The sequence below is a fragment of the Micromonospora sp. NBC_00330 genome (assembly GCF_036136635.1).
GTDB classification, from domain to species: domain Bacteria; phylum Actinomycetota; class Actinomycetes; order Mycobacteriales; family Micromonosporaceae; genus Micromonospora; species Micromonospora salmantinae.
This window is the reverse complement of record NZ_CP108012.1, coordinates 1,081,626-1,106,956: the sequence shown is the minus strand read 5'-3', so window position 1 is coordinate 1,106,956 and position 25,331 is coordinate 1,081,626. Positions and strand designations below refer to the sequence as shown.

Here is a 25,331-nt window from a genome sequence, read left to right as displayed (position 1 = left end):
GCCCCGACACTGAGCATCGCCTTTTGCGCCACGCTCACCGACGGACGGCCTGCCGACCAGGACTACGTGCGACCGGCCGTGGTCGGGCGGCCCGCCGCCGCGTCTCGGCGCAGCACGGCGTCTGCACGCCGGCAGCTGCGGCCACTGGCACGTCGACCATGCCGCGACAGGCAATCACTGAATGCCAACTCCCAAGACGGAATTCTGTCGCAAAGACCCGTCCATCGATGGTCCACGCCTGTCCCGAGCAATACCCGAACTGACCGGACACGACCCGGGTGGACCACATTGCACCGGCGACTCTGGTCGAGCTCACCTCAGTAGTAAATCCCCGTCCTGATGAGCAGTTCCATGATTGTATTGAGTAACCGGGAGAACACTAATGCGGTACCGCCGCGGGAGTACGTTGCTGCTACCAATATAAAGGAACTGCGAAAGGACGGATCGCATTCAGCCTACCGGGAGAGCGGACACGAATCGTGCGCTCTCCCGTCGCTGGTTTCAACAAGTCGAGTAGCAGGCGCGTAAGAGATGGTCCGAGGCCCACCAGGGGCTGGCACCGGCAATCGGCCAACAGAAGGTCGACCCCTTGGCCGCGGGACTCTCCATAGGCAGGCCTGGCGCACCGCAAGGAGCCCGGGCGCGGCCGGCGCGCGGCCCGGTCGCGGGTACGCGGACCGACGGACAGTAAGAAGTCTGGTCGAAATGAGGCGGTCATGGGACAGAAGTCGGTTACCTCCATGATATTGGACGATGCTCGGTCGCATCTGTCTTTCGAGAAGGACTACTCACCTACCCCCGTAGAGGACGGATCAACAGGGGAGAGTCCTCGCGTGTCGTATGACTTGGCGGTGATTGGTCTTGGCTATGTTGGTCTACCTCTGCTGAAAGAGGCGGCCGCTGCCGGACTGCGTGTCATCGGCGTGGATATCGACGCCAATCGCGTAGATATGCTGAACAGCGGAAAATCCTATGTCGACGACATCTCCAAAGACGATCTCGGTGAGATGCTCGCCGCCGGCTTCCGGGCCACGACCGACCCGGCGTCGCTTGCCGAAAGCGCCGTCATCACGGTCTGCGTGCCGACGCCACTCAGCGACGATCATGGGCCGGACCTGTCGGCCGTGCGAAGTGCGGCACGCATGATCGCCGCCTGCCTGATGCCGGGCACACTGGTCGTCCTGGAGTCCACTACCTATCCCGGAACAACCGAGGAAGTCGTCCGGCCGCTCCTGGAGGAATCGGGCCTCACGGCGGGACGCGACTTCAGCCTGGCGTACTCGCCGGAGCGCATCGATCCCGGGAACGGCCAATTCGGACTGCGGAACACGCCAAAGGTCGTCGGTGGTTTGACCGAGAGCTGTCGTGACCACGCCGCCACCTTCTACGGCAAGCTGGTTTCCCGCGTGGTGCCCACCTCGGGCCTACGGGAGGCCGAGATGGCGAAGCTGTTGGAGAACACGTATCGCAACGTGAACATCGCCCTGGTCAACGAAATGGCGATCTTCTGCGAGGAGCTGGGCATCGATCTGTGGGAGACCATCGAGGCCGCCGCCACCAAGCCTTTCGGCTTCCACAAGTTCCTCCCCGGCCCGGGAGTGGGCGGACATTGCATCCCCATCGACCCCTCCTACCTGTCGCACACCGTCCGCAAGCTCGGCTACAGCTTCCGGTTGGCCGAAACAGCGGACGAGATCAATGGACGGATGCCGAAATACGTCGCCAGCCGCCTACAGCGGGCGCTCAACCGGGAGCGGAAGTCCGTCAACGGCGCGCGCGTGATGCTGCTGGGTGTGACGTACAAGCCGGATATCGCCGACGACCGCGAGACCCCGGCACTGCCACTGGCCCGCGAGCTGCTCAGCCTTGGCGCCGAATTGTGTTTCGCCGATCCTTACATCCGGCACTGGTCCGTCGACGGGGTGAGCATCCCTGCGGTGGAGGCCCCCCTCTACGCGGTCCACGATTGCGACGCCGTCGTACTGCTCCAGGCGCACTCGGCGTTCGACCTCGCGGCCATTGTCCGGCGTTCCCGGCTGGTGCTCGACACGAGCGGCCGCGTGGGACGTCACGAAAACGTCGAGCGCCTCTGAGCCGCGCTTCAGGAGACCTTCGGACGACTCACGGAAACGGAAATCCACAATGACTTTCAACTGGGCGCAACAGCGCATCCTCATCCTGTCGCCGCATCCCGATGACGAAATCCTCGGCTGCGGCGGATTGATCCACAAAGCGAAGTCCGCCGGCGCCGAGGTCTTCGTCCAGTTCCTCACCGTCGGCCACACCACCGACCAGTCCTCGTCCGTCTTCTCCAGCCCCACCGAGCGTAACGACGAAATCAAGCGGGTCGCGGATTACCAACAATGGGACGGCTGGCACATGGCTTTCCCGGGCGACGAGTATCACCTCCGACTCGACCAGATTCCCCGACTCGAACTCACCAACATGGTGGAGCAGGAAAGCCCGCTGGCCATCGCCAAGCTGCGGCCTACGATGTTGATCGCTCCGCACCGTTCCAGCTACAACCAGGACCACCAGGCCGTGGCTGAGGCGGCTCACACCGCGACTCGACCATCCAACACCCGGCTACGCCATCACCCGGATCTCGTGCTGGCCTACGAAGAGGCTGCGGACCAGTGGCGCACCGATGCGGTCCCCATGCCCAACCTTCTGGTCGAGCTCGCCGAGGACGACCTCGGCAGCAAACTCGAAGGGATGCGGCAGTACGCCACCCAGATACACGAGCATCCACATACGCGCTCCGAACAAACCCTCCGCAGCCTCGCGGTACTGCGTGGCATGCAGGCCGGCGTACCGCTGGCCGAGGCGTTCCACATCATGCGATGCCTGGCCTGACGGGCCACGTCTGACCGTCCCGCCTCATCCCACCTGCTGCCGAAAGGAAGCCAGCTATGCGAGTTCTTGTCACCGGGGGCGCCGGATTCATCGGCTCCCACCTCTGTGAATTCCTGGTTGAGCAACACCATGACGTCACCGTGCTCGACGAGCTTTCCACTGGTTCGGTGGCAAACATCTCCGGTTGTCTCGACGCCGGCAGCGTACGCCTCGTGGAGGGGTCGATCCTCGACCGTGACCTGGTGAACGAGTGCGTCCGCGGCCAGGATGCGGTCTTTCATCTCGCCGCCGCCGTCGGCGTTCGAACGATCGTCGACAGCCCTCTCCAGTCACTGCGCGTCAACTTGCACGGAACGGAAAACGTCGTCGAGGCAGCGGCGACGCAGGGCGTGCCATTCGGCGTCACGTCGACCAGCGAGGTGTACGGCAAGAACGACGCCGACGGGCTCCGCGAGGACGCCGACCGGATCCTTGGGTCCCCGCTGCTCAGCCGGTGGTCATACGCGGCGGCCAAGGGTCTCGACGAGTTGGTGGCACACGTCCGCGCCTCCGAGACGGGCACCCCCTGCGTGAGTTATCGCCTGTTCAACGTCGTCGGACCGCGGCAAACGGGTCGGTACGGCATGGTCCTGCCCCGGTTCGTCGCGCAGGCGCTCAGCCACGAACCGATCACGGTGTACGGCGACGGCACGCAACGCCGGTGCTTCGGGTCGGTCTACGACGTGGTACCCGCGATGGTCCAACTGCTGCAGACCCCTGCGGCGCACGGTAGAGCGGTGAACCTCGGCGGGCGCGAGGAGATCTCCATCCGCGGACTCGCCGAGAAAGTCAAGGACTTCACCCGCTCGACCAGTGACATCCATACGGTGCCCTACGACGTCGCCTACGGTAGCGGCTTCGAGGACATGGCTCGCCGTATGCCAGATCTGTCGCTGGCCCACGAACTCATCAACTACACCGTCCGCTACGGCCTTGACGACATCGTGCAATCCGTCGTCGACGCACAGCGCGCGGACGAACGTGATCCGCTGCTGACCGCTCCGTAATCAGAACGGACGCAGCTTTGGATCTTGCGCCTGTCTCGCTGTTCTGAAGATCTCAGCCGGGCCGCGCCCAGAGCGGCAGCGGCCCGGCCGGTGAGCCGAGCACGGCTACGACTCGTCGGCGATCGGACGGAGCTGGTTCCATCAGTCCACTATCGGCCGACCAGGCGCAGGTCGCGAGGACCTCGCCGGCCATGCGGCACCGCGATCAAACCTTGATCCGCGCATCTACTCCCACGCCTGGGACAGAGGCTCAAAGGTCTCCGGATCGGTGTGGCACGGGATGACGCACAAGAGGTGACCGCCCGGGGCCCGTAAGGTTATGCACTCCAGCCAGCGGCCGACCTCGACGGCGCCGAGGGCGATCAGTCTGCGAGCTTCTGCCTCGACGTCGTCGGTCTCGATGTCGACGTGGTATCGAGCCTGGTCATCGACGGCTTGTACCGCCAGAACCAGCCCGGGCAGCGCGCCGTGTAGAGAGGTGAACTGCTGCTCATCGGGAACTGTACGTGCCGGCACACCGAGGGCTTTCGACCAGAAGGCGGTAGCTGCAGGCGCCTCGCCGCGTGGTACGTCGATCAGGATCGTCGAGAGTCTGCTGCGATGGGCCACGATCGACCATTATCCACATCACCCGGAGACTCGGCGACCACATCCATGGCCGCCAAATGGGACAAAGAGGAGCCCTCACGTGGATTCCGCCAGGTCACCCGGCTGGCGATCCACCACGACATCGCCCATCCAGGATTCGGCGAGCCCAGCGCCCGGCTGCCACCACCGACCACCCGTAGGCACAGCCGATCCGCGGCGGCACTGTCGTGAGGGCGACGCCGCCGGCGAGAGACGGCTTTCACTGACGTCTATTCGTCGATCTTGTTCAACGGACTGATCTCGCCCTCTGGCTTGCCACCTGGAGCGAAGTACCTGCAAGGCGGTCCGGGCGCGGTGTTCGGGAGAATCTACCGACCAAAGTGGACTGGACTCGCGCTGCGAATCCGGCGTAGCATCCTGCCCCAGAGAGATCGTCAAGCGATTGCCGCTGGTGAATGTAGGCAGCGGAACGGGGGGATCATGATCTATGCGCTGACGTCGCAACGCCACTTTTCTTGCGCTGCCATAGCGCCGCATCCTTGGGTTCTTGCCATGGATCCCGGGGAACGCTGCGGCACAAGCCGACAAGACAAGAGTCGATCTTAACGAGCCTATTGGCCTGATGTCGGCTGGCGCGCGTCAGCCTTGGAACCGAACCGCAGGTCGCGGTGGCCCGACCTGCGTCCTCACCTCCAGAGTGATCAGACAACGATGCCAGCAACGCCGCCGGCATCGCACCCGGCCGCGTGTCCCCACTGCCGGGAGCCGCGTCGACGCCCTCGCTCGTCGGGCGGGACGGCCGGGCCGGGCGCATCAATAGCATCTCCCGCCGTCCTCTGCGACCGAGCCGCCACCACTTCGCCGGGGACGAGGAACGCCCTCGCGCTGCGGTTCACCGAGTCGAGCCGCGCCGTCCCGTGCTGGCTCAACCTGCGAGCTGGCTGCGCCGGCGGGTGGGAGAGACGACCACCCACCCCCTCCGCACGGCGGCTACGTGCCGGGCGATCCCGATCGCCGGTCCACCACTGTCCAGAGCGGTTCTGCCGACTACTGAAGCAGCAGGTCCCCTGAACGGCCCGATGCACACGAAGCACCAGATGAGAGGGGTTTCGCGAACCGTGGTGACAGTGGATATCTTCGGTCGCTGCCAGTCATACACAGTGAGCCAGGAGGCTCGCGCCGCCGGGCTCTACCCGTACTTCATTCCCTTCGAGGGGCACGATGCGACCGTCGCGCAGACGATCGACGGCGACATCCTCATGTGCGGCTCGAACAACTACCTCGGGCTGACCTCTGACCCGCGCGTGAAAGCGGCGGCGCAGGCGGCGATCGCGGAGTACGGCACGTCGCGCACGGGGTCGCGGCTACTCAACGGCAATACGCCACTACACGACGAGCTGGAGCGCGAGCTGGCCGACTTTCTCGGCATGCCGGCCGCACTGGTGTTTCCGACCGGCTACCAGGCGAACGTCGGCGCGATCGCTTCGCTGCTGTCGCGTCACGACGTGGTCATCCTCGACCGCGAAGCGCACGCCTCGGTCTACGACGGCTGCGGCATGAGCCGGGCCAAGATTCGACGGTTCGCCCACAACGACATGGACGACCTGGAGCGACAGTTGGCAGCCAGCCCCTCGGACGCCGGCCGGTTGGTCGTCGTGGACGGGGTGTACTCGATGGCCGGCGATCTGTGCCCGCTGACCGAGGTGGTCCGGCTGTGCCGGCAGTACGGTGCCCGCCTGCTCGTCGATGACGCCCACGGCATCGGCGTGCTGGCCGATGGCCGGGGCACCAGCGCGCACTTCGGCGTCACCGATCAGGTCGACCTTGTCACTGTCACCTTCAGCAAGTCGCTGGCGTCGATCGGCGGTGCGGTGCTGGGCCCGGAGAATGTCATCGAGTACCTGCGCCACCACGCGCGAAGCCTCATCTTCAGCGCGGCTGCCCCACCGGCCAGCCTGGCCGCCGCGTACGCCGCATTGCGCATCCTGCGGGCGGAGCCGTGGCTGTGCCGGCAGGCGGTAGAGAACGCGTCGTACGTGCGTCGCGAGCTCATGGCCCTGGGCTACGACCCGATCCCGAACGAGACGCCGATCGTGTCCGTACGTCTCGACGGCGTGCAGGAGACCCTGCTCGCGTGGCGCAACCTGCTGGACCGCGGCGTCTATGTCAATGCGGTTATTCCCCCGGCGGCTTCGCCTCGGCTGCGAGCGAGCTTCTCCACCACGCACACACCGGAGCAGCTCAAGCGTGTCGTCGCCGCGTTCGCCGAGGTCGGCGACCTGATACTCCTGGAGGACCAATGACCGTCAACCAACTCGAACCCGCAGTCAGGACCCGGGATCTGGTGGTTGCCTGGGCGCGGATGTGGCGGTTCCACTTCGTGCCCTTCTCGTTGTCGGCAGGTCTGGTCGGCATGACAGCGCCGCCGCTCGGGGCCAGCGTCGCGAGTGTCGTGATCGGGCTGCTGTTCTGCATCCTGGGATACGGCGTCGGTGTGGTCATCAACGACTGGTTCGACCGCGAGGCCGACGCGGTCAATGCTCCGGACCGCCCGTTCGTCACGGGGCTGATCAACCCGCACATCGGCCTGGCGCTGACGCTCGCGATGTCCGCAGCCCTGATGGTGGTGGCCGTCGTGGTCGCACCGACGCTGGCGCTGTGGAGTGTGATCGCGATCGGTGGGCACCTGGTCTACTCCTGGACCAAGCGCATCCCCATGCTGGGCAATCTCGTCAATGGCGTCGACATGGCGCTGTTCACGGTGCTCGGCGCCGTGGCTGTCCGGCCCGACGCAGGGTGGCTCGACATCCCGGCGGTGACCTGGTTCCAGACGGCGCTCGTCGCTGTCGTGTTCAGTGGTTTCTGCCTCGTCGGGTACTTCAAGGACATCGAGGGCGACCGGGTCGCGGGCTACCGCACGCTGCCGGTTGCCATCGGGACCAGGGCCTCCAGCCGGATTGCCGTGGTATTTCCGGTTGTGGCGGTGATAGCGGCAGGTGCGGCCGCCGTGGCGGACGCCGGTCGTGCGGGTGTCTACGCCGAGGTCGTCTTCTGGGTGCTGCTCGTCGCGTCCGCGCTCGGGTTCACGCAAAGCCTCGTGACACTGAACCGGGCGCCGGAGACCCGGGCGTACGAGGCGCTGGTCTGGTTCATCCGGGCTACCACACTGTTCTTCCTGTCGCTCGGCGCGCTGCACCGACCGACGCTCTTCCTCGTCGTCGCCGTCCCGATGATGGTCTTCCTGGAGCTGACGCTGCGTGCCACCCAGTCCTCCCGGCAGGCGTGACATGACTTCTACCGCCTGGAACCGGCTGTCCCTGGACGCGGCCGAGGGCAGCCTGATCATGGCGATGCGCGAATGCATGGCCCGGTCGCCGCGGCAACTGAACAACGCCTTCGAGGCCGATGCCGAACTCCTCGATCTGGGCACCGCCGGGCTCCTGGCGGTCACCGTCGACACGTTGAACGACGGAGCCGAACTGGCTACCGCCACCACGCCGTACGCGAAAGGGTGGTTGACCACCACCGTCAGCGTGAGCGACCTCGCCGCGGTGGCTGCCGATCCTTTGGCAGTGCTGGTCTCCTGCTCGCTGCGCCGGGACGGTTGGACCCTCGAGGATGCCCGCGAATTCGGGCGCGGCGCATCCGAGGCCGCCGAACGCTACGGCTGCCACATCGTGGGCGGTGACACCAACTGGGCCAACGAGGAGAGCTTCACCTCGTGCGCCCTGGGGACCGTCCCACGCGAATCCGTCCTGAGCCGGATAGGTGCTCGGCCCGGCGACGCGCTGTATGTGACCGGCCCGATCGGAGCCGGCAACGCGGTCGGGTTCCGTGCCCTGGCACTGGGCGGTACGGGGGCAGGCCAGCCGTGGCTGCCTGAGGCGCGGGTGGCCGCGTCCGAGCCACTGCGCCGCTACGCCCGGGCGTGCATCGATACCAGCGACGGTCTGTTGAGCGCGGCGGTCAGCCTCGCCGAGCTCAACGGCCTGGGGGCCGAGGTGGTGCTGCGCGACGAGGTGTACGCGCCGATCGTCTCCGCCGTCGCCGACTCGTCGGGCCTGCCTCGGTGGTGTTCGGCTGCCGCCGAGTGGGGCGAATTCGAGCTTCTGTACGCGATCGATCCAGCGGACGCGGAGCCGTGTTCCCGGGCGCTGTCGCAACGCGGACTGGTTGCCCTCCACGTTGGACACCTCGTCCCGGGCCCGGAGCTGCTGCTGATCGACGAATCAGGCAAGCGCCAGGAGATGCGGAACCTGCTGATGCGCATGCGGGCACTCGACCCGGCCGGGTCGCTGCTCGCCGACCTGCGTGCCCTGCTGGCAGGAGGTTCGTGATGGGGTCGCGTCTCGCGCTGGTGACCGGTGTCACTGGTTGCGTCGGCCGCGCGGTCGCCGCCGCCCTGCGCGAAGAGGGCTGGTCGGTACGTGGCCTGGTGCGGGCACCCGCGCCGGACGACGCGACGTACGCGACGCACCTCGGTGACCTGACCGACCCGGAGTCGCTGCGCGGCTCCTGCGCGGACGTCGACCTCGTGGTGCACGCGGCCGCCGATCTGACCGACTGGCGACCTGGCCCCCGCATCTGGCAGGTGAACCGGGACGGCACCCGGGCGGTGCTGGAGGAGGCGCGGCGCTGCGGCGTCTCCCGATTCGTCTATCTGAGCACCGTCGACGTCTTCGGTTTCAACGCCACGAAGGTCATCGACGAGGCGTCGACGCGGCGGGTGCCGCGATACCCATACCCACTGTCGAAGGCCGCCGGTGAGGACCTGGCGTGGTCGTACCACGGGAACGGTCTTGATGTCACTGTGGTGTACCCCGCCTGGGTCTTCGGCCCCGGCGACCGCAACTTCCTGCCCGAGCTCGTGCGCGGGCTGCGAGACGGCAAGCTCGTCCAGTTCGACCGCGGCGTACCCCCGATCGAGGTGACGTACAGCGGGAACCTGGCCGACGCGATCGTGCTGGCCGCCACCACTCCCGGCTGCGCAGGTGGTCGGTTCATCGTCGGTGACTCGTACGGCCTGACCCTGGGGCAGTTGTTCGCCGCGGTGGCCGAGCGGATCGGGGCAAGGCCGCCGACTGCGTCGGTCCCCTTCAGCGCCGCCCTGGCCGCGGGGGCCCTGTCCGAACTGGCCGGGATGGCCGGCATCGGCATCAGATCCGGCCGACCGCTGCTCACCCGCTACGCGGTTCGGTCCGTCGCAGGGGGAATGCGGTACGACGTCGGCCGGATCCGGTCGATCGGCTATTCACCCCGGTACGGCTTCGCGGAGGCGCTGAGCCACGCCATGGCCGATCTGGAGATGGAGCAGGCGCATGGCAGCCGATGAGAACGACCGCGTCGTCTGCATCATCAACCCCGCGTCCGGGGTCCAGCGCAGGCGCACGATCGTGCAGCGCATCGCCGCGGAACTACCCGAGGCGGAGTGCTGGTCCACCCGCTATCCCGGGCACGGCATCGCCCTCGGGCGGCAGGCGGTGGAGGACGGATACGGCACCGTGGTGGCGGTCGGCGGCGATGGCACGTTGTCCGAGGTTGCCAACGGGCTGCTGGAGGGGGGCGGGGAGAAGGTACGGCTGGCGTACGTGCCGGCCGGTACCTGCAACGACTTCGCTCGCGGCCTGCGGCCGGTCACCCACCTCGGTGGCCTGCTCGACCGTACCCGCGACCGGGAGACCGACGTCGGTACGGTGACCTTCACCCGACCTGACGGCACGCGTGACCAGCGGTACTTCCTCGTCAGCTGCACGGTCGGGCTGATCAGCGTGATCGGCCAGCGGTTCACCGAGAAGACCCCTGTCAACCGGGTGCTCAAGCGGCTCAACCTCCAACTCGCCGAGACGACGTCGAGCATCCGGACGCTGGCCCGCTGGCGGCCCGTCGCGGTGCGGTTGGAACTCGACGGCGAAGCGTCCAGCCAGACCATTACCAATCTCGCCGTGCTCAAGGTGCCGTACTTCGCCGGTGGGCTGACCTTCGGCGGCACACAGCCCCCGCGGGCGGGACACCTGGACGCGGTACGGGTGGCGGGTGTCGGCCGCGTCGACGTGGCCGGGCTGATGTGGCAGGTGTTCCGCGGTGCCGCTGCGGGCCACCCGGCGATCCACCGACAGGAAGTCCGCACCGTGAGCGTCGACGCGGACAGCCCGCTGCCGGTGGAGGTCGACGGCGAGATCGTCGGATACACCCCGGCCGAGTTTTCGATACATCCGTCGTGCCTGACGACGGTGGTATGAGCCCAGCAAGGGAGCGACAGGTGCCTGCCCCGAACACGTTCCACATCGGACTCGTGGTTCCCGACTACACCGGCCAACTCAGCCCCATGGCAACGCTCGGCAGAGAACTGCTTCGGCGGGGCCACCGGGTCACGCTGGTTTCCCTGCCAGACGCCGGAACGAAGTCGTTCACGGCCAGGTTCGCCTTCGCGCCGATCGGTGAGCGCGAGTTTCCGGTCGGCTCACTGGCCCGCTTCTCCGAGGAGCAGGGCCAGTTGACCGGCCTGGCCGCCATACGCTTCATCGTCCGTGGGTACGTGCGCGAGGTCGAGGTTCTCCTGCGGGATCTGCCGGTTCTGGTGAAGAAGCACGGCATCGACGCGCTGCTGGTGGACCAGGTCTACGGCGCTGGCAACACCGTCGCCGAACACCTCGACATTCCGGTCGTGAACGTGTGCAACGCGCTGGCGCTGAACACCGAGCCCGGTGTGCCGCCGTTCATGACCGCGTGGCCGTACCATCCGTCGCTGCTCGCGCGGGTGCGCAACATGGTGGGCGACCAGGTGATCGCCCGGGTCATCCGGCCGGTGCTGCAACGGATCAACGAGAGTCGCGCCGCGTGGGGCCTGCCGCTCATCAACAGTGTGAACGACGGCTCGGATCTCGCCCAGATCACCCAGCAACCGCCGTTCTTCGACTTCCCCCGCACCCGCCTGCCGGACTCGTTCCACTACACCGGGCCGTTCCACGACGAGGACAGCACCGAGCCGGTGCCGTTCCCGTGGGAGCAGCTCGACGACCGTCCGTTGATCTACGCGTCGATGGGCACCCTCCAGAACCGCCTCCCGCACATATTCGAGGCGATCGCCACGGCCTGTGCCGGACTCGACGCGCAACTGGTCATCTCCCTCGGCAGCACGGACGTCGAGCCGCCGACGGGCCTTGCCGGAAACCCGATAGTGGTCCGGTACGCGCCACAGCTCGATCTGCTGGCGCGGACGTCTCTCGTCATCACGCACGCCGGAATCAACACCACACTGGAAGCGCTCGCCCATGGCGTGCCGATGGTCGCGCTGCCCGTGGGGAACGACCAACCAGGCGTGGCCGCCCGGCTCAAGTACCTCGGCGCTGGCGAGTTCATCCCGGTGCACAAGGTGACACCGGCGCGGCTGCGGGCAGCCATCGACAAGGTGAGCGGCGACCCCGCCTACCGCGCGAAGGCGCAGCACTACAAACACCGGATCGCGGAGTTGGACGGCGTGCGACGCGCGGCGGACATCGCGGAGAAGGCGTTCCGCACACGCCGACCGGTACGCAGACAGGAGATGTCCGAAACGACGGAAGGTGGCCGCCGATGACGCAGCAGGCGGGACGTATGGCCCGGCAACTGCCGACACTCAACGGTCTGCGAGGGATCGCCGCGGTCACTGTCTTCTTCTCGCACACGACGTTGTTCGGCTTCTTCGCCGACGAGCGGATCGACGACTGGTGGTACATCGCCCTCAGCCGTACCGGATCTGCTGCGCTCGGCTTCTTCTTCATCCTCAGCGGTTTCGTCCTGACCTGGTCGGCTCCCGACCACGAGCCGAATCGCCGGTTCTGGCGCCGCCGGGCCGCCCGGATCCTGCCGAATCACCTGGTCGTCTGTGCCGTGTTCATCGTCCTCCTGATCCTGGTACGAGGGGGCGCGCCGCTGTGGCCGACGGTGGCGAACCTCGCGCTGGTGCAGAGCTGGATCCCGAATGAGTTCATCTTCAACGGAGTCAATCCGCCGAGTTGGTCGCTGAGTTGTGAGATCTTCTTCTACGCGTCGTTCCCGTGGGTGCTCGCCGGCATCCGAAGGCTCAACGCTGCCTGGCTCTGGTCGCTCGCGGGTGGCATCGTCGCCGCGATGCTCGTCGCACCCGCCTTCTCCATGGCCTTCCTTCCGGCCGAGCCGACCTACACCTACGCGGACGCGGCATTTCCGCAGTTCTGGTTCGTCCAACAGTTCCCGTTGATCCGGATGCTGGACTTCGTCCTTGGGATCGTCATCGCCCAGCTCGTCATGCGGGGACTGTGGATCAGGCTGAGCCTGCCCGCCGCCGCACTTGTCACGCTGGCCTTCTACGGCGTCTCCGAGGTCGTCCCGCTGCTCTACTCGGTCGTCGCGGCGATGGTCATCCCGCTCGCGTTGTTGGTGGCCGCCGCGGCGCGGGCGGACGTCGAGGGGCACCGCTCACCGCTGCGCGGGCGGGTCACCGGCTGGCTGGGTGACACGTCCTTCGCCTTCTACCTCCTCCACATCCTGGTGTTGTACGGCGCCGGCAACATGTCTCCGAACGGCTTCGGCGTCGCCGCCGCGCTCGCCGTGATGGTCGGCGCCTACCTGGTGACCCTCGGCTTGGCATCGCTGCTTCACATCGGCGTGGAACGGCCGATGATGCGCCGGTTCGCCAAGGCCCGGAAACCAGCCGCCGCCCCTCAGCCCGCCGCAGCGGCTGCCGCTTCGCCCGCCCTGGAACCGATGCCCGCCGCGACGGGTGACGGCACGCGAGTCACATAGCGGCGGCCGGACGCCGGCAACCGAACGATGCCCTGGCTGATCCGCGCCGGATCAGCCAGGGCACCAGTTCACCTGACGGTCAGCGTGGCCCGGACCGCGCCAGCGGGACGCAGAGTGACCATCGGTACGACCTCCAACCGCTCGTCGGGCGTGGCGACACGGTAACGGGCGAGCAACGCGCTCAGCAGCACTGTCATCTCCAGCAGCGCGAAGTGTTCCCCGATGCAACTGCGCGGGCCACCACCGAAGGGGAAGTAGGCGTAGCGCGGTCGATCCTGCTGCCCGAGGAACCGGTCGGGCTCGAAGCGCTCCGGGTCGGGCCAGAACTCCGGATGCCGGTGCGTGACCCAGGGAGCGACCACCACCTTGGTGTTGGCCGGAATGCGGTGTCCGGAGACGACCACGTCGGACTCGGCCATTCGCTCCATGCTGTACACGGGCGGGTACAGCCGCATGCCTTCCATGACCGCGGCTCGCACCAGCTCCTGATCGCCAGTGCCGATCCCGGCCACGACCCGCTCCTGCACCTCCGGATGCCGACCCAGCAGATGCATGGTGAAGGCCAGCCCAGCCGAGGTCGTCTCATGCCCGGCGAGCAGGAACACGAGCATCTGATCCCGGATCTCCTCCATGGACAGCGTCTGCCCGGTCTCCGGATCCTTGGCCTCGAACAGCCGGCTGAGCATGTCCTCGTTCGCCTCGCCGCCGGTCCGCTGACGGGCGGCGATGATCCGGTCGATGATGTCGTACTGGGTCGCGCGGACCTGCGTGATCCGGCGCGACCGCGGAGTCGGCCAGCTCAACGGCAGCTTGACAACCTGTAGGGCGCGCGCCAGCGCGAGGTCCCCCAGAATGGGCATGAGCTCCTGTAGACGGGGGACGACCTCGTCGATGTCGTCGCCGAACAGTGCCCGGCCGACCACCCGCATCGTGTAACGCTGCATGACCTGGTACAGGTCCACGACGGACCCCGCGGTGACCGCCATGTCGTTGACGACGCGGGCCGCTTCCTCGGCCATCAGCTCGGTGTAGCGGGCCACCCGGCGCGGCGTGAACAGCGGTTGCAGCGTCCGCCGCTGATGCAGCCAGCGGTCTCCGTCGCTGGTCAACAGGCCCTCACCGATGAACTCCCGAAGGATTTCGTACGCGCTCGCGCGGCGGCTGAAGACCTGGGGCGTGGTGAGGACCTGATGGATGCCGTCGGGGTGGTGCACGTTCACCACGTCGACGCTGACGGCGCGTGGCCCCCGAGGGAGGCCGACGTGGTAGGCCACCACGTCGCCGTACGTGTGGAATCCGTCGAGGATCGATCCCAGCAGGTCGTGGCGGAGCTCCGGCAGCATGCCGAGGAGCGGATGCCCGGTCGGGCCCGGTAGTACGGCGGCGGCCTTGGACAACTGTGTCGTCACGGTGATCCCCGTTCAGTAGATCGACGTTCGTCGACTATATTTCCACGCGCCGTACCCCTTTTCAGTCCTTCAGCCCTCGCAATTCGCAGCGATGGTCATCGTTGTCGGTCTTGCCGCAGCCACGAGGTCGGCACCAGTCGGCGCCCCGGTGGTCGGTGAAGGAACGACAGCCGGGCGTGGCACCGCTGGACGGCGCGCACGCCCGGCTGTGCGGGCAGGCAGGCGCGGCTGCTGCGCTCGCGCCGGAGGTTGTTCACCAGTGGCGGTACGACGCCCAGTCGACGTCCGCGTGGACGCCCTCGGCGCCCAGGTCCTGAACCCACAGGCCGACGAACGCGCCGGTGAAGCCCCAGCCCTCAGGCTCACCATCCACAAGGGTCGCGGCGTATTCGTCAGACAGGATGGTGGCGTCGAGCTCTGCCGGCAGGTCGACCCAGCGCGCCTCACCGGCCAGTTGGTAGGCGAACGTGAGACGCGGACCGTCGAAGGTGGCCCGCAGCGTGATGTCGCCCGCGCTCGGCAGATCGACGTGGCACGCCTCGTGCATCACACGCCGACCGTTGTCGGACGACATCACCTCGAGTACCGGCTGACCGTCGTCGTCGGCGGTCACATAGGCGTAGTGCCAGTTGCGGGTGTTGTAGTAGGCGGTGACGCCGGCGAGCTGGCGGTAGTTGGCCGGCTCGAAGTGCATGGAGGCGGTCAGCTCGCACTGCTTCGAGGTCACGCGACGCGCGACCAGGCTCGGACGCTGTCGGCCGACCGGCGACTGGCCGCCGTGAATCCGCAGGAACGAGGGCCGCGACGCGAGGTCCACCCAGTCCGCGGTGGCGGGACGGCGCAGCGTCGACCACTCGGGGCCGAGCACCGGCTCGGTGAAGTCGTCCCGCTCCTCGACCAGATCCTCGGCCGGCTCAGCTTCACCTGGCACGGGTACGAGCATCGCCGGTATCCCGTCCTCGATGCGCGGCCACTCCCCCTCCGGCCAATCCACCTCCTGGATTGCCGTCTCCCGGCCGAGCACGCACCGGCCGAGGGGCGTGTACGGCCGGGCCGTCAGGTGCGCCAGGTACCAACGCCCGTCCGGCGTGGACACGAGGCTGCCGTGGCCGGACTTCTGCAGCTCCAGCTCGGGACGACCGTTCGAGGTGAGCAGCGGGCCGGCCGGATGGGCCTCGTACGGGCCGAACAGGCTGCGAGATCGGGCAATCGTCGCCTGGTGCGTCCAGGAGGTGCCGCCCTCTGCGGTCAGCAGGTAGTACCAGCCGTCCTTCTGGTAGACGTGCGGAGCCTCGGTGACGCCGGCGGTGGTTCCCTGGAAAATTGTCCGCTCGGTGCCGACGAGGCGGCGAGCCTTGCGGTCGTACTGCTGGATCTGAATGCCCGCGAAGCGATCACGGCCCGGCCGCCAGTCGGCGAGCATCGACAGCATCCAGGTTGTGCCGTCTTCGTCGTGGAACAGCGACGGGTCGAACCCACGCCCGTGCAGTACCACCGGGTCCGACCAGGGCCCGGCGAGGTCGGGCGCGGTCACCAGATAGTTCTGCGGATCCCAGTATCCGCTGGCGAAGCTTGCCACGTCGGCATACAGGAGATAGAACTCGTCGTCCACATAGGACAGATCGGGCGCCCACACACCATTGGAGTCGCCCGCTCCGCTGAGGTCGAGAAGCCGCTGCTCGGTGATGACGCCACCGAGCGGTCGCCAGTGCACCAGGTCGGTCGAGTGGTGCAGCCGGACCCCCGGGTACCACTCGAAGGTTGACGTGGCGATGTAGTAATCAGTGCCGACGCGCAAGATCGACGGGTCGGGGTTGAAGCCGGGAAGGACCGGGTTCCGGATCAGTCGGCCAGGCACCTCGCCGCCGTGGGGCCCGGCTGCTGCCGGACTCTTTGTTGCGGTCGTCATTCGCTTCTCCGTAACGGTAGCCTCGTCGAAAGTTTCGACGATGTTCGATCGCCCGATCGGCACAGACTAGCCGCTATTACACCTTAGTGACAATGGCGTTGGCCTGTACAGCTACGTCATCTCCAACGTCGCTTGCTTCCGGAAGTTGCTCCGATATTTCACACTCACAACCTCTTGGTGGTCCCGCGATGAGGGCCTGACCTCCGGGTCCGGTACGGCTGCTCCCGAGCGTCCCCGCGTCTGCATGTCTCCGTTCACGAAATCGATCGGAGACGGCGCACAGTCGGATCCGCGCAGGCGGCCGGCCGGTGGCCCGCCGGTGGCCATGCCGGTACACGTCGGCGCCCCGGTCAACACTCCTCGACGTACAGGGCGCCCGTCCGAGGAGAACCCCAACCGCGTCCCCAGACGACCTTGAGGGCAGGACGATCTGAATGTCCCCGGCGAATCGACTTTGTTTGGTGGGATGCCGGGTAGACGTCAGCGGGGCGGCGAGGCCTCCTCCAGTGGACGGCCGTGGGCTCGGGTCGTGTCAGTGACGGCAACGCCGAGCAGGACCGCGACTGCTGCCGCAGCGACCCAGAGGGGTGGTAGGCCGACCATGATCGGTGCCATCGTCGCAAGGACGAGGATTCCGATCGGCCGCGGCCAGGACACCCGGGCGAAGGCCACGTACTCGAATACTGAGCGTCCGGCGAGGTAGAGCGCAGGCCCTCCGAGGATGGCTCCGACCCAGGCGGGCTTGGCGTCTCCGGATGGATCTATGAGGACGAGTTCGGAGCCGGCTGAGCTGGCGATGATGCCGGACACCATGAGCAGGTGTGCGAACTCGGCCAACCGACCGAGCCGGCCGGGGTCGGCGGATGCCGCGATGGCCTCGCCCAGGATTTGCCCGGCCCGATAGAAGTAGATCCGCCACAGCAACACCGTGGTGAGGAACGACAAGGTAAGGGCCATCATTCGTTCAGCCACGATCGGACCGCGGAGAAGACTCGATCCGGAGGTCAGGATCGTCTCGCCAAGCGCGACGATGACCAGCTGCCAGTAGCGTTCGGCCAAGTGCTCGCCCGCGACGGCCCACGGGGACACCCGCGAGCGACCCAGCCCCGGTACCGGCCAGCCGAGTCTGGCCCCCAGGTAGTCGATTGCCAGGGCCACGGTCCACAGCGAATTGCGGATCACCTCAGGAGCAAAGGCTCCGGCGAGCCACGGTACGGCCGACGCGCCGAACCAGATGAGCGCCAACATATTGACGCGGCGAAGATTATGGCCGCGCACGATGCCTACGAAGAAGAGGGTGCGGCCCACCTGAATCGCGACATAGGTGCTCGCGAAGAGCAGGCCAGTCTCGGCAAGAGCCCCCGAAATCGCGACCGCCAGGAGCAGGCTCCCGTACATCGTCGCAACGACAACGAACTGGATCGGCGGCTGGAACGGATCGAATCTGCTGGTCACCCATGCCGTCTGGGTCCAGATCCACCAAAGGGCCAACAGCAGCAGCAGAGTCTCGCCGTTCTCCGCAAGGGAGGTGGTCAACCGCTCCGCGACGTGACCCCTGGTGTAGTCCAACACCAACTCGTGCACAATCCGGGTGAGCGCGAAGACGTAGACGAGATCGAAGAAAAGTTCCAGGAAGGTAGGCCGCTGCGGACTCTCGCGCCTGCGCAGCAGATTGGCCACTCTATTCCTCGTCACCCGGCCCGCCCGCTCCGTCGGCTAATCGCTGAAGCAGTCGTACCACGTTGCCGCGTCACCCACGGATAAGACGCACTCGCGATGACTAATAGCCTGACGGCCGACGAGTGCCGGCACCGCGCCCAGCACCGTCCTCTCCCGAAAGCCGACGGCTGGCTGACCGACGTGCTACGCGGCTTCCATCAGCCCTTCAGATAGCTGGTGAGGTGCTGGGCGAGGATCGCCGGATCCCGACGTCGCCGCCGCCCGCCCCGCGTACGACGAACGACGGCAAGGCCCGGTCCCGCAGGTCAGCTGATGAGACGACTCGGCTTGTCCCGTGGCTCCCGGATGCTGTCGATGATGCGGGTCCAGTTGTCGCCGCCGTACCCGTTCTCGATCGCATGCCGATAATGTGCTCGCACGGCCAGGGGAAGCGCGAGGTCGAGGCCCAGTGTCGTGCTGGTCTCGACGATGTGGTCGGCGGTCGCGCCCATCATGGTGACCGTGCTGAGATCGCCGGGGTGTTCTCCAGCGTCCAGCGCGGCGCCGGGGGTCTCCTCGCCGGCGCGGAGAATGGCGCCGATCGACTCGGCCGAGGCGAGCAGCTCCGGCATTGCCTCCGTGGCCGTCATTCCCGTTGCACCCAGCATCGCGGTGGCGTGCATCAACGCGGACAGAGTGCCGAGGAATACGGCGAGCTGGGCTTGATACATCATCTGGGCGAGACCCGGGTCCTCGCCCAGGTGGTTCGGCGCGCCGAGCTGGGCCAGCGCCTCTCGGCTGCCGTCCAGCACCTCGCCGGGGCCGCTGTAGTAGACGTAGGCCGCGTCGGTGCCGACCATCGGCGCTGGGACCATGACGCCGCCGGTGAGGAAGGCCGCGTCGTGGGCCGCCGCCCAGGATGCCGCCTCGCGGCTGCGGTCGGGGGTGTCGGAGCTCAGGTTGACCAACGTCCGGCCGGCGAGAGACGCGGTAGCCGGGCCGAGGATGTCGTACATCGCTTGGTAGTCGGTAAGGCTGAGGATGACGAGGTTGCTCGCCTCGACCGCCTCGGCGGGTATCGCCGCGAGCGTCGCGCCGTCGGCGACGACGCCCTCGGCCCGGCCGGTGGTGCGGTTCCAGACCGTGACGGGGTGGCCGGCGGCGAGGAGGGTGCGGGTGATCGCCTGGCCCATCGGGCCGAGCCCGATCACGGTGACGGCGCTGTTGTGCTGTTGGTTGTTCACCTCTCCATGCTCGGCGACGCGTCACTATTCTCGTAAGTACCCACTAAGTTCTGCGGTACTTACCTTTCAGTAAGGGGGTCAGAAATGGCCAAGTCATCCCGACGCGGGCCTTACATCTGCGGCATCGACGCGGCGCTCGACGTGGTGAGCGGCAAGTGGAAGGGCCTGATCCTCTGGGAACTCGAGGCCCATGGCGTACGCCGTTTCGCGCAGCTGCGTCGGGGTCTGCCCGGAGTGAGCGAGAAGATGCTGACTCAGCATTTGCGCGAGCTCGAGGAGGACGGCCTGGTGCACCGGAAGGTCCACGCCGAGGTGCCGCCGCGGGTGGAATACTCTTTGACCGAGCACGGGCGCACGCTCAACCAGGCGCTCGGGCCGCTCGGCGCCTGGGGGAGCGAGCGGATCCGTCGCGAGACCGCCGAGATGGTCGACGCGGCTTCCGAAGACCGCGCGGCCCTGCGCTGACCAGGGGGTCCGATCTGCGGGCGTTGAGCAAGGGCAGCAGCCTTCGCGATAACAGGCAGCATCTCGCCGTCAGACGCCGCCCACCGGTGACGCCCGTATGAGCCTGGTGTCGGCGTTCGCACCGATCTGGATCCTTACCGCGGTCGGCTACGCGGCCTGTCGTTGGGGCGTGTTGGGCGACGCGGTGGCGTCCGTGCTCGGCAGGTTCGTGTTCCATCTTGCGATGCCGTCCGCCCTGTTCCTAGCCCTGTCCCGGACGCCGCTCTCCGGGTTCGCCGGCCGCTCGCTGCTCGCCTTTGGGGTGAGCACGGCCGCGGTCGTCGGGTTCGGGTGGGTCGGTGCGAGCTGGCTGTTCGGTCGCGAGCCCGGCGAACGGCCGATCTGGGGCATGGCCGCCGGGTACGTAAACTCGGCGAACCTCGGTATCCCGATCGCAACGCAGGTTCTCGGCAACGTGTCGTTCCTGGCGGAGGTGGTGCTGCTGCAGGTGCTGGTGGTGACGCCCGTGATCCTGGTCGCCCTGGACCGGCACAGCGACCCGGCCGGGCGGGTACGGGTCCGCCGTATCGCCTCCCTGCCGGTACGCAACCCTGTGATCCTGGCGTCGCTGCTCGGTGTCGCGTGCTCGGCTGCCGGCCTGCAACTGCCGTCGACGGTCGGCGCGTCGCTCACCCTGCTGTCGGGCGCCGCGGTTCCGGCCGCCCTGGTCGCGCTAGGCGCGTCGATGCACCGCACGGCGCCGTCGCGGGCCGAGCCGGCCGTGCTGGCCGAGCTGGCCGTGATCACCGCGCTGAAGCTCGTCGCACAGCCGGTCATCGCGTACGCGGCCGGGCTGGCCTTGCACCTGTCCGCGCCGCAGTTGCTCGCCGTGGTGGTGTGCGCAGGCCTGCCGACAGCGCAGAACACGTTCATCTACAGCCAGGAGTACGGCGTCGGCGAGGCGGTGGCCAACCGGGCGGTGGTAGCGACAACGACACTGTCGCTGGCCACCCTGGCCGCGGCGGCGGCGCTGCTCGGGTAGGTAGGACGGCGAGCTGCTCAACCGGTCCGGTCGAGCACGACTGTCTGCCGTGACCCGGTCGTCCCGTGGGGAGCTTGACCTCAACCGCGCTTGAGCTTGCAGGCTGGGCACTGACGTTCCCGGCCAGGTGGGGGCCGGCGCTGGAATGCCACGCGAGAGGAGATCCATGAGGGCAGCGGCGTTCCATACCTTCGGTGGGCCGGAAGTCCTGGAGGTTATCGAGGTGGCCACGCCCGTGGCTGGGCCGGGAGAGGTTCGGGTCCGAGTCGAGGCCGCAGGCGTGCAGGCGTACGACTCGGCGGTACGGTCCGGCTGGACGCCGCCGGGTCAGACTGTGGGGTTCCCGCAGATCGTCGGCAACGACTTCGCCGGTGTCGTCGACCAGACCGGCACCGGCGTCACCGACTTCCGGACAGGCGACGACGTGCTCGGCTGGGCCCTGCTCGCCAGCTGCGCCGAGTACGTCGTCGTCCCCACCGGGCAGGTCGTGGCCAAGCCGGCTGGAATGTCCTGGCCGCAGGCGGGCACCCTGTCGGCGTCGGCGCAGACCGCGCACACCGCGCTGGAAGAGCTGAAGGTCAGCGCCGGCGACACCCTGCTGATCCATGGCGCCGCCGGCGGCGTCGGAACCGTCGCGGTGCAACTGGCCCTGGCTGCGGGTGCGACGGTGATCGGCACGGCCAGCCCGGCGAACCAGGACTACCTGCGATCGCTGGGCGCCACACCGACCAGCTATGGCGACGGAGTGATCGACCGGGTGCGAGCCTTGGCACCGGGCGGTGTCGACGTGGCCCTGGACGCTGCCGGCGGCGCGGCCTTGGACGCCTGCCTCGAGCTGGTCGCCGACCGGGACCGGATCGGCACACTCGTGGACTTCGCCCGGGCGGACAAGCTCGGCGTACGCCCGCTGCGCAGCCAGCGCTCAGCCCAGCGGCTACAGGCGATCACCGGCCTGTACCGCACAGGCCAACTGACACTGACCGTGTCGGAGACCTTCCCGCTGAACCGGATCGCCGACGCACACCGCCGGATCGACACCGGCCACGCCCGCGGCAAGACCGCCGTCCTGCTCCGGGGGTGAGCGGCGTGTTGATCGAAGTCTTCTACGACGTGCTGTGCCCGTGGTGCTACATCGGCAAGCACCGGTTACAGCGGGTCCTGGCGGATTTTCCCGGCCGGGACGAGGTTCAGCTGCGGTGGCGCAGCTATCAGCTGTCACCGGACGAGGGGCGGAGCCCTGGTCCGACCGCCGCCGAGGCGATGGCCTCATGGACCTCGCCGGACCAGTTGCCCGGGCGGCTGGCCCTGATCGGGCGGCTCGGCAGCGACCTGCGCGTCAATGGCCGTCCACCAGCATCGCGCATTCCGCTTCGCTAACGGCTTCCGCTCACCGGCACGAGCGGGATGCCGCGTGCACTGCAATACGGTGTGCCTCGGCGCCGACCGGGTATTTTTCAGGCGTGACCGAGTACGCCGCTCTGCTGCACGCCTACGGCCTCGCCGTGGACACCCCCGGCCACCTGGCAGCGCTCGCCGGCGACGACCCGTCGGCCCGCGCGAAGGCGATCGAGCATCTGTGGTCGGCGATCATCCATCAGGGAACGCCGTGGACGGCGACCCCGCCGGCCGCCCTCGATGTGGCCGCGCTGCTCGCCGACCCGCGGGTGACCGATCCGGGCCTGCGTGCCGAACTGCTCAACTTCCTGGCCGCGGTGGCCGAGGCGGGCAGCATCACGGACAGGGACCTGTCCGTACCGGACTTCGACGTGGACGCCGCTCTGGCCCAGGTGCTCCGCGATGGCGACGAGGAGGGAATCTGGGAGGACGAGCGGCTGCAGAGCGCCCTCTACGTCCGAGCCGTACTCGGCTGCCGGCACATCGTGCCGGCGTTGCTGGCCACGGCCACCGCAGCGTTGTCCGATCCGTCCCCGCAGGTCCAGGCCGCTGCCGCGCACACGATCGGTGCCTGCGGTGGGATTGCGCCCCTCGCCTGGAGGAGCTGACCCGGGCGGCCGGGCCGGACGAGTGGGCCGTCTTGGTCCTGAGCATCGACCCACGGAAGCTAGAAGACGCCCTGGTCCCTGGGCATCCGTGGATCGCAGCGGCGCAATCACGATAGCCAGAGACCAAGCAACCAACCGTCGAGGCCACGGCCAGGGGCGCGCTCGTGCGCGACGCCCTGCCGGCAGCCTGGCGCAATGTCGAGGTCGACACCTGGACCGCTTCTCGACCAGCTCGACACCGCGGGAAGTGTGCCCTGGAGAAGGCTCGGGTGGTGCCGTGTGGGGCGGGAGGCTCAGGACAAGAAGTAGTGCAGGGCTGCGGTCAGGTCGTCGGGGTTCTCCTCGGCGACGTGGTGGCCGGACTCGATCGGGTGCCCGCGTAGATCGGGGGCCCACGGGCGCCAGACGGCTAGCGGGTCGCCGTACAGGTCTTCCATGTCGTCCCGGGTCGACCACAGCACGAGAGTTGGGCAGCGAACAGTACGACCGTCACGCCGGTCGGCTTCCTCGTGCGCTCGGTCAACGCCGAGGCCCGCCCGGTAGTCCTCCAGCATGGCCCGGACGGTGGCCGCGTCGTGGATGGCCTGCCGGAACTCCTGGTAATTCGCGGCTCCCATGCTCTCGGGCCGGGCCTTACTGGCGTACCAAGCATCGGGGTCGGCGGCGATGGCTCGCTCTGGCTTGTCCGGCTGAGCAAAGAAGAACCAGTGGTACCAGTCATGGGCGAACTTCGCATCGCACCTGGCAAGAGCCTCACTGATGGGAACACCGTCGATGACCACTAGATGACCGACCGCGTCGGGATGATCAAGCGCCAGGCGCAACGCCACGTACGACCCACGGTCATGTCCGACCGTCGCGAACGTCGGGTGGCCCAGTTTCTCCATCAGCTGGACCAGGTCCGCCGCAACCACCCGCTTGGACTGCTGCGAGTGATCCGGGAGGATCTGCGCCTTGCCGGACTGCCCATAGCCGCGCATGTCGGGACAGACGACGGTGAACCCGCGATCAACCAGCTGCGGCGCGACGCGATGCCACGTCGACCCCGTACGCGGATGTCCGTGGATGAGGAGGACCGGAGGCCCGTGCCCCGCATACCGGACCCGGAGCTCCACCTCCCCGACATCGACCCGCTCGTCCTCGAAACCGTCAAACATGCGCCGAAAGTATCCAGGCCCCGCCAAGAAAAACATCTACTCATCGGCATGTGCGGCGTCGCACTACTGCCTCCGCCGGGGTGCCAACGCTGACGCCTTCGGATTCGCCGAAGAGTTCACCAGCTTGAAGTGCCTGGTCAGGGCGGGGTTGCTCTGACGGTGGCGCACCCCACCGACGTCGAAGGGGTGCATGCGGCGGTAGGGGTGCGGCGAAGGCCGTCGGACTGCTACCGGAGGAAGCACCCACCCCATCGGCCGACACCTGACACGGAGTCACGAGCGACCAGGAGCCAAGGGCTGGCCCGTCGCTGACAGCATGGCACTGGGGCAGATGACGTGAGCACGTCTCCGGCCCGCGCCCGCCTGACCCTGGGCCGTTCGCGGGACGGACGACGACCCGCCGACCTAACGAAGCACTATGTGCGGCGAGAACCTACCGGGCCGCGAAGATCGGACCCACGCCGAATCGTCGATCGACCGGAACTAGGTCGTTCGTCGCGAGTGCGAGCCCTGGTCACGGCCGATCGGCCGATCAGCAGTTCTCGGTGGTGTACTGGACCCACGGGTTGAGGTACGCCCCGCTGATGAAGCCGGACCCACCGGTGCTGAAGCGCACGTGCCACCAGACGGCGATGCCGTTGACCGTGTCGCCGCGCGTGGCGCAGTCCAGGTATGCCGTCACGCCGCGATTCACCTGGCCATAGGCGGTGCAGGACGTGTGCGGCCCGGTACGGTAGCGGACGCCGTTCGCCGTCACCACGGCTGTGCGGCTACTCCGGTCCGACCAGCCCTGCCCACAGGCCGCCGACGCCGGTGTCGCCGGCACAACGTAGGTCACCGCCGCCGCGAGCAGCGCGACACCTGCCAGCCGAGCACTCATTCGTCGCGTGGTCATCGGTATCCCTCCACAAAGGTGACTCCCAGTCCAACACATATCGATAGATGCGCTCTACCCCTACTTCTCGTAGGCATCGGGCCGCGACGGACAGCGCCGGTCCCACCGTCATCAACATCGAGATCTGCGCGCCGGCCGCGAGTGACGATGACCGAGGCGGCCCGAGGCGCCGAACGTCCCCGCCCACCGTGATCGCGGCCCGGGTGACGGCGAAGAGCCGCGCGCAGCGCAGGCCAGTCTGAACCTGTCCGGCTGAGGCAGCACGAGGTGTTATCGGCTGCCTAAGCCTGTAGCGGGCGCCCCACCAAACAGACCG

Annotated in this window: 22 protein-coding genes; 15 read left to right on the top strand and 7 right to left on the bottom strand. The window is 67.7% G+C overall.

Annotated features, from left to right (window positions below):
• The first annotated feature begins 833 nt into the window (after nt 1–833).
• From OG598_RS04950 to OG598_RS04940, 3 genes are read left to right on the top strand one after another with little or no spacing between them, the layout of a single operon-like run.
• The gene (locus OG598_RS04950) at nt 834–2,093 is read left to right on the top strand and encodes a nucleotide sugar dehydrogenase (protein ID WP_328653232.1); all 1,260 of its coding nucleotides are present in this window, start codon (nt 834–836) and stop codon (nt 2,091–2,093) included.
• A 49-nt stretch (nt 2,094–2,142) separates the two neighbouring features.
• Entirely contained in the window at nt 2,143–2,856 is a 714-nt protein-coding gene (locus OG598_RS04945) for a PIG-L deacetylase family protein (protein WP_328653231.1), read from the top strand.
• A gap of 56 nt (nt 2,857–2,912) precedes the next feature.
• Nucleotides 2,913–3,902 (top strand): NAD-dependent epimerase/dehydratase family protein, encoded by a 990-nt coding sequence (locus OG598_RS04940; protein WP_328653230.1) that lies wholly within the window; start codon nt 2,913–2,915, stop codon nt 3,900–3,902.
• 225 nt (nt 3,903–4,127) lie between these two features.
• Here the strand turns inward: OG598_RS04940 and OG598_RS04935 are convergent, their stop codons facing one another.
• Nucleotides 4,128–4,511, bottom strand: a complete 384-nt coding sequence (locus OG598_RS04935) for a VOC family protein (RefSeq protein ID WP_328653229.1) — start codon at nt 4,509–4,511, stop codon at nt 4,128–4,130.
• Nucleotides 4,512–5,443: 932 nt separating this feature from the next.
• Here OG598_RS04935 and OG598_RS04930 point away from each other — a divergent pair.
• The 7 genes from OG598_RS04930 to OG598_RS04900 are packed head-to-tail and all read left to right on the top strand — an operon-like array spanning nt 5,444 to nt 13,253.
• Nucleotides 5,444–6,793 (top strand): aminotransferase class I/II-fold pyridoxal phosphate-dependent enzyme, encoded by a 1,350-nt coding sequence (locus tag OG598_RS04930; RefSeq protein WP_328653228.1) that lies wholly within the window; start codon nt 5,444–5,446, stop codon nt 6,791–6,793.
• Nucleotides 6,790–7,776: a UbiA prenyltransferase family protein gene (locus tag OG598_RS04925; protein WP_328653227.1), complete on the top strand. Its 987-nt coding sequence runs from the start codon at nt 6,790–6,792 to the stop codon at nt 7,774–7,776. Before OG598_RS04930 ends, OG598_RS04925 begins: the two co-directional genes overlap by 4 nt.
• Before the next feature lie 58 nt (nt 7,777–7,834).
• The gene (locus tag OG598_RS04920; RefSeq protein ID WP_328653226.1) at nt 7,835–8,827 is read left to right on the top strand and encodes a thiamine-phosphate kinase; all 993 of its coding nucleotides are present in this window, start codon (nt 7,835–7,837) and stop codon (nt 8,825–8,827) included.
• Nucleotides 8,827–9,822, top strand: a complete 996-nt coding sequence (locus tag OG598_RS04915; RefSeq protein ID WP_328653225.1) for an NAD-dependent epimerase/dehydratase family protein — start codon at nt 8,827–8,829, stop codon at nt 9,820–9,822. Before OG598_RS04920 ends, OG598_RS04915 begins: the two co-directional genes overlap by 1 nt.
• On the top strand, nt 9,809–10,729 hold the full coding sequence (locus OG598_RS04910) for a diacylglycerol/lipid kinase family protein (RefSeq protein WP_328653224.1): 921 nt from the start codon (nt 9,809–9,811) through the stop codon (nt 10,727–10,729). Before OG598_RS04915 ends, OG598_RS04910 begins: the two co-directional genes overlap by 14 nt.
• Before the next feature lie 20 nt (nt 10,730–10,749).
• The gene (locus OG598_RS04905) at nt 10,750–12,066 is read left to right on the top strand and encodes a glycosyltransferase (RefSeq protein WP_328653223.1); all 1,317 of its coding nucleotides are present in this window, start codon (nt 10,750–10,752) and stop codon (nt 12,064–12,066) included.
• Complete coding sequence (locus OG598_RS04900; protein ID WP_328653222.1) at nt 12,063–13,253, top strand: acyltransferase family protein; 1,191 nt, start codon at nt 12,063–12,065, stop codon at nt 13,251–13,253. The genes OG598_RS04905 and OG598_RS04900 overlap by 4 nt, the downstream gene beginning before the upstream one ends.
• 68 nt (nt 13,254–13,321) lie before the next feature.
• On the opposite strand, the gene OG598_RS04895 is transcribed toward OG598_RS04900, so the two are convergent.
• The 4 genes from OG598_RS04895 to OG598_RS04880 all read right to left on the bottom strand — a co-directional run bounded on the left by OG598_RS04895 (nt 13,322) and on the right by OG598_RS04880 (nt 19,474).
• Nucleotides 13,322–14,662 (bottom strand): cytochrome P450, encoded by a 1,341-nt coding sequence (locus tag OG598_RS04895; protein WP_328653221.1) that lies wholly within the window; start codon nt 14,660–14,662, stop codon nt 13,322–13,324.
• A gap of 253 nt (nt 14,663–14,915) precedes the next feature.
• Nucleotides 14,916–16,571, bottom strand: a complete 1,656-nt coding sequence (locus tag OG598_RS04890; RefSeq protein ID WP_328653220.1) for a glycoside hydrolase family 43 protein — start codon at nt 16,569–16,571, stop codon at nt 14,916–14,918.
• 480 nt (nt 16,572–17,051) lie between these two features.
• The gene (locus OG598_RS04885) at nt 17,052–18,251 is read right to left on the bottom strand and encodes a low temperature requirement protein A (protein WP_328653219.1); all 1,200 of its coding nucleotides are present in this window, start codon (nt 18,249–18,251) and stop codon (nt 17,052–17,054) included.
• Nucleotides 18,252–18,556: 305 nt separating this feature from the next.
• Nucleotides 18,557–19,474 carry an NAD(P)-dependent oxidoreductase gene (locus OG598_RS04880; protein WP_328653218.1) on the bottom strand — a complete coding sequence of 306 codons (918 nt, stop codon included), beginning with the start codon at nt 19,472–19,474 and terminating at the stop codon, nt 18,557–18,559.
• A gap of 84 nt (nt 19,475–19,558) precedes the next feature.
• Here OG598_RS04880 and OG598_RS04875 point away from each other — a divergent pair, with 84 nt between their 5' ends.
• The 5 genes from OG598_RS04875 (at nt 19,559) to OG598_RS04855 (ending at nt 22,963) form a co-directional block, all read left to right on the top strand.
• Entirely contained in the window at nt 19,559–19,939 is a 381-nt protein-coding gene (locus OG598_RS04875) for a winged helix-turn-helix transcriptional regulator (protein WP_328653217.1), read from the top strand.
• Between the two features lie 97 nt (nt 19,940–20,036).
• A complete protein-coding gene (locus tag OG598_RS04870) occupies nt 20,037–20,960 on the top strand; it encodes an AEC family transporter (RefSeq protein WP_328653216.1) in 924 nt (307 codons plus the stop codon).
• 166 nt (nt 20,961–21,126) lie between these two features.
• The gene (locus OG598_RS04865) at nt 21,127–22,041 is read left to right on the top strand and encodes an NADP-dependent oxidoreductase (protein ID WP_328653215.1); all 915 of its coding nucleotides are present in this window, start codon (nt 21,127–21,129) and stop codon (nt 22,039–22,041) included.
• Between the two features lie 5 nt (nt 22,042–22,046).
• Complete coding sequence (locus tag OG598_RS04860) at nt 22,047–22,337, top strand: DsbA family protein (RefSeq protein WP_328653214.1); 291 nt, start codon at nt 22,047–22,049, stop codon at nt 22,335–22,337.
• Nucleotides 22,338–22,420: 83 nt separating this feature from the next.
• Complete coding sequence (locus tag OG598_RS04855; RefSeq protein ID WP_328653213.1) at nt 22,421–22,963, top strand: hypothetical protein; 543 nt, start codon at nt 22,421–22,423, stop codon at nt 22,961–22,963.
• A 293-nt stretch (nt 22,964–23,256) separates the two neighbouring features.
• Here the strand turns inward: OG598_RS04855 and OG598_RS04850 are convergent, their stop codons facing one another.
• Complete coding sequence (locus OG598_RS04850) at nt 23,257–24,120, bottom strand: alpha/beta fold hydrolase (RefSeq protein WP_328653212.1); 864 nt, start codon at nt 24,118–24,120, stop codon at nt 23,257–23,259.
• Between the two features lie 532 nt (nt 24,121–24,652).
• Nucleotides 24,653–25,015 carry a hypothetical protein gene (locus OG598_RS04845; protein ID WP_328653211.1) on the bottom strand — a complete coding sequence of 121 codons (363 nt, stop codon included), beginning with the start codon at nt 25,013–25,015 and terminating at the stop codon, nt 24,653–24,655.
• Nucleotides 25,016–25,331: the final 316 nt, after the last annotated feature.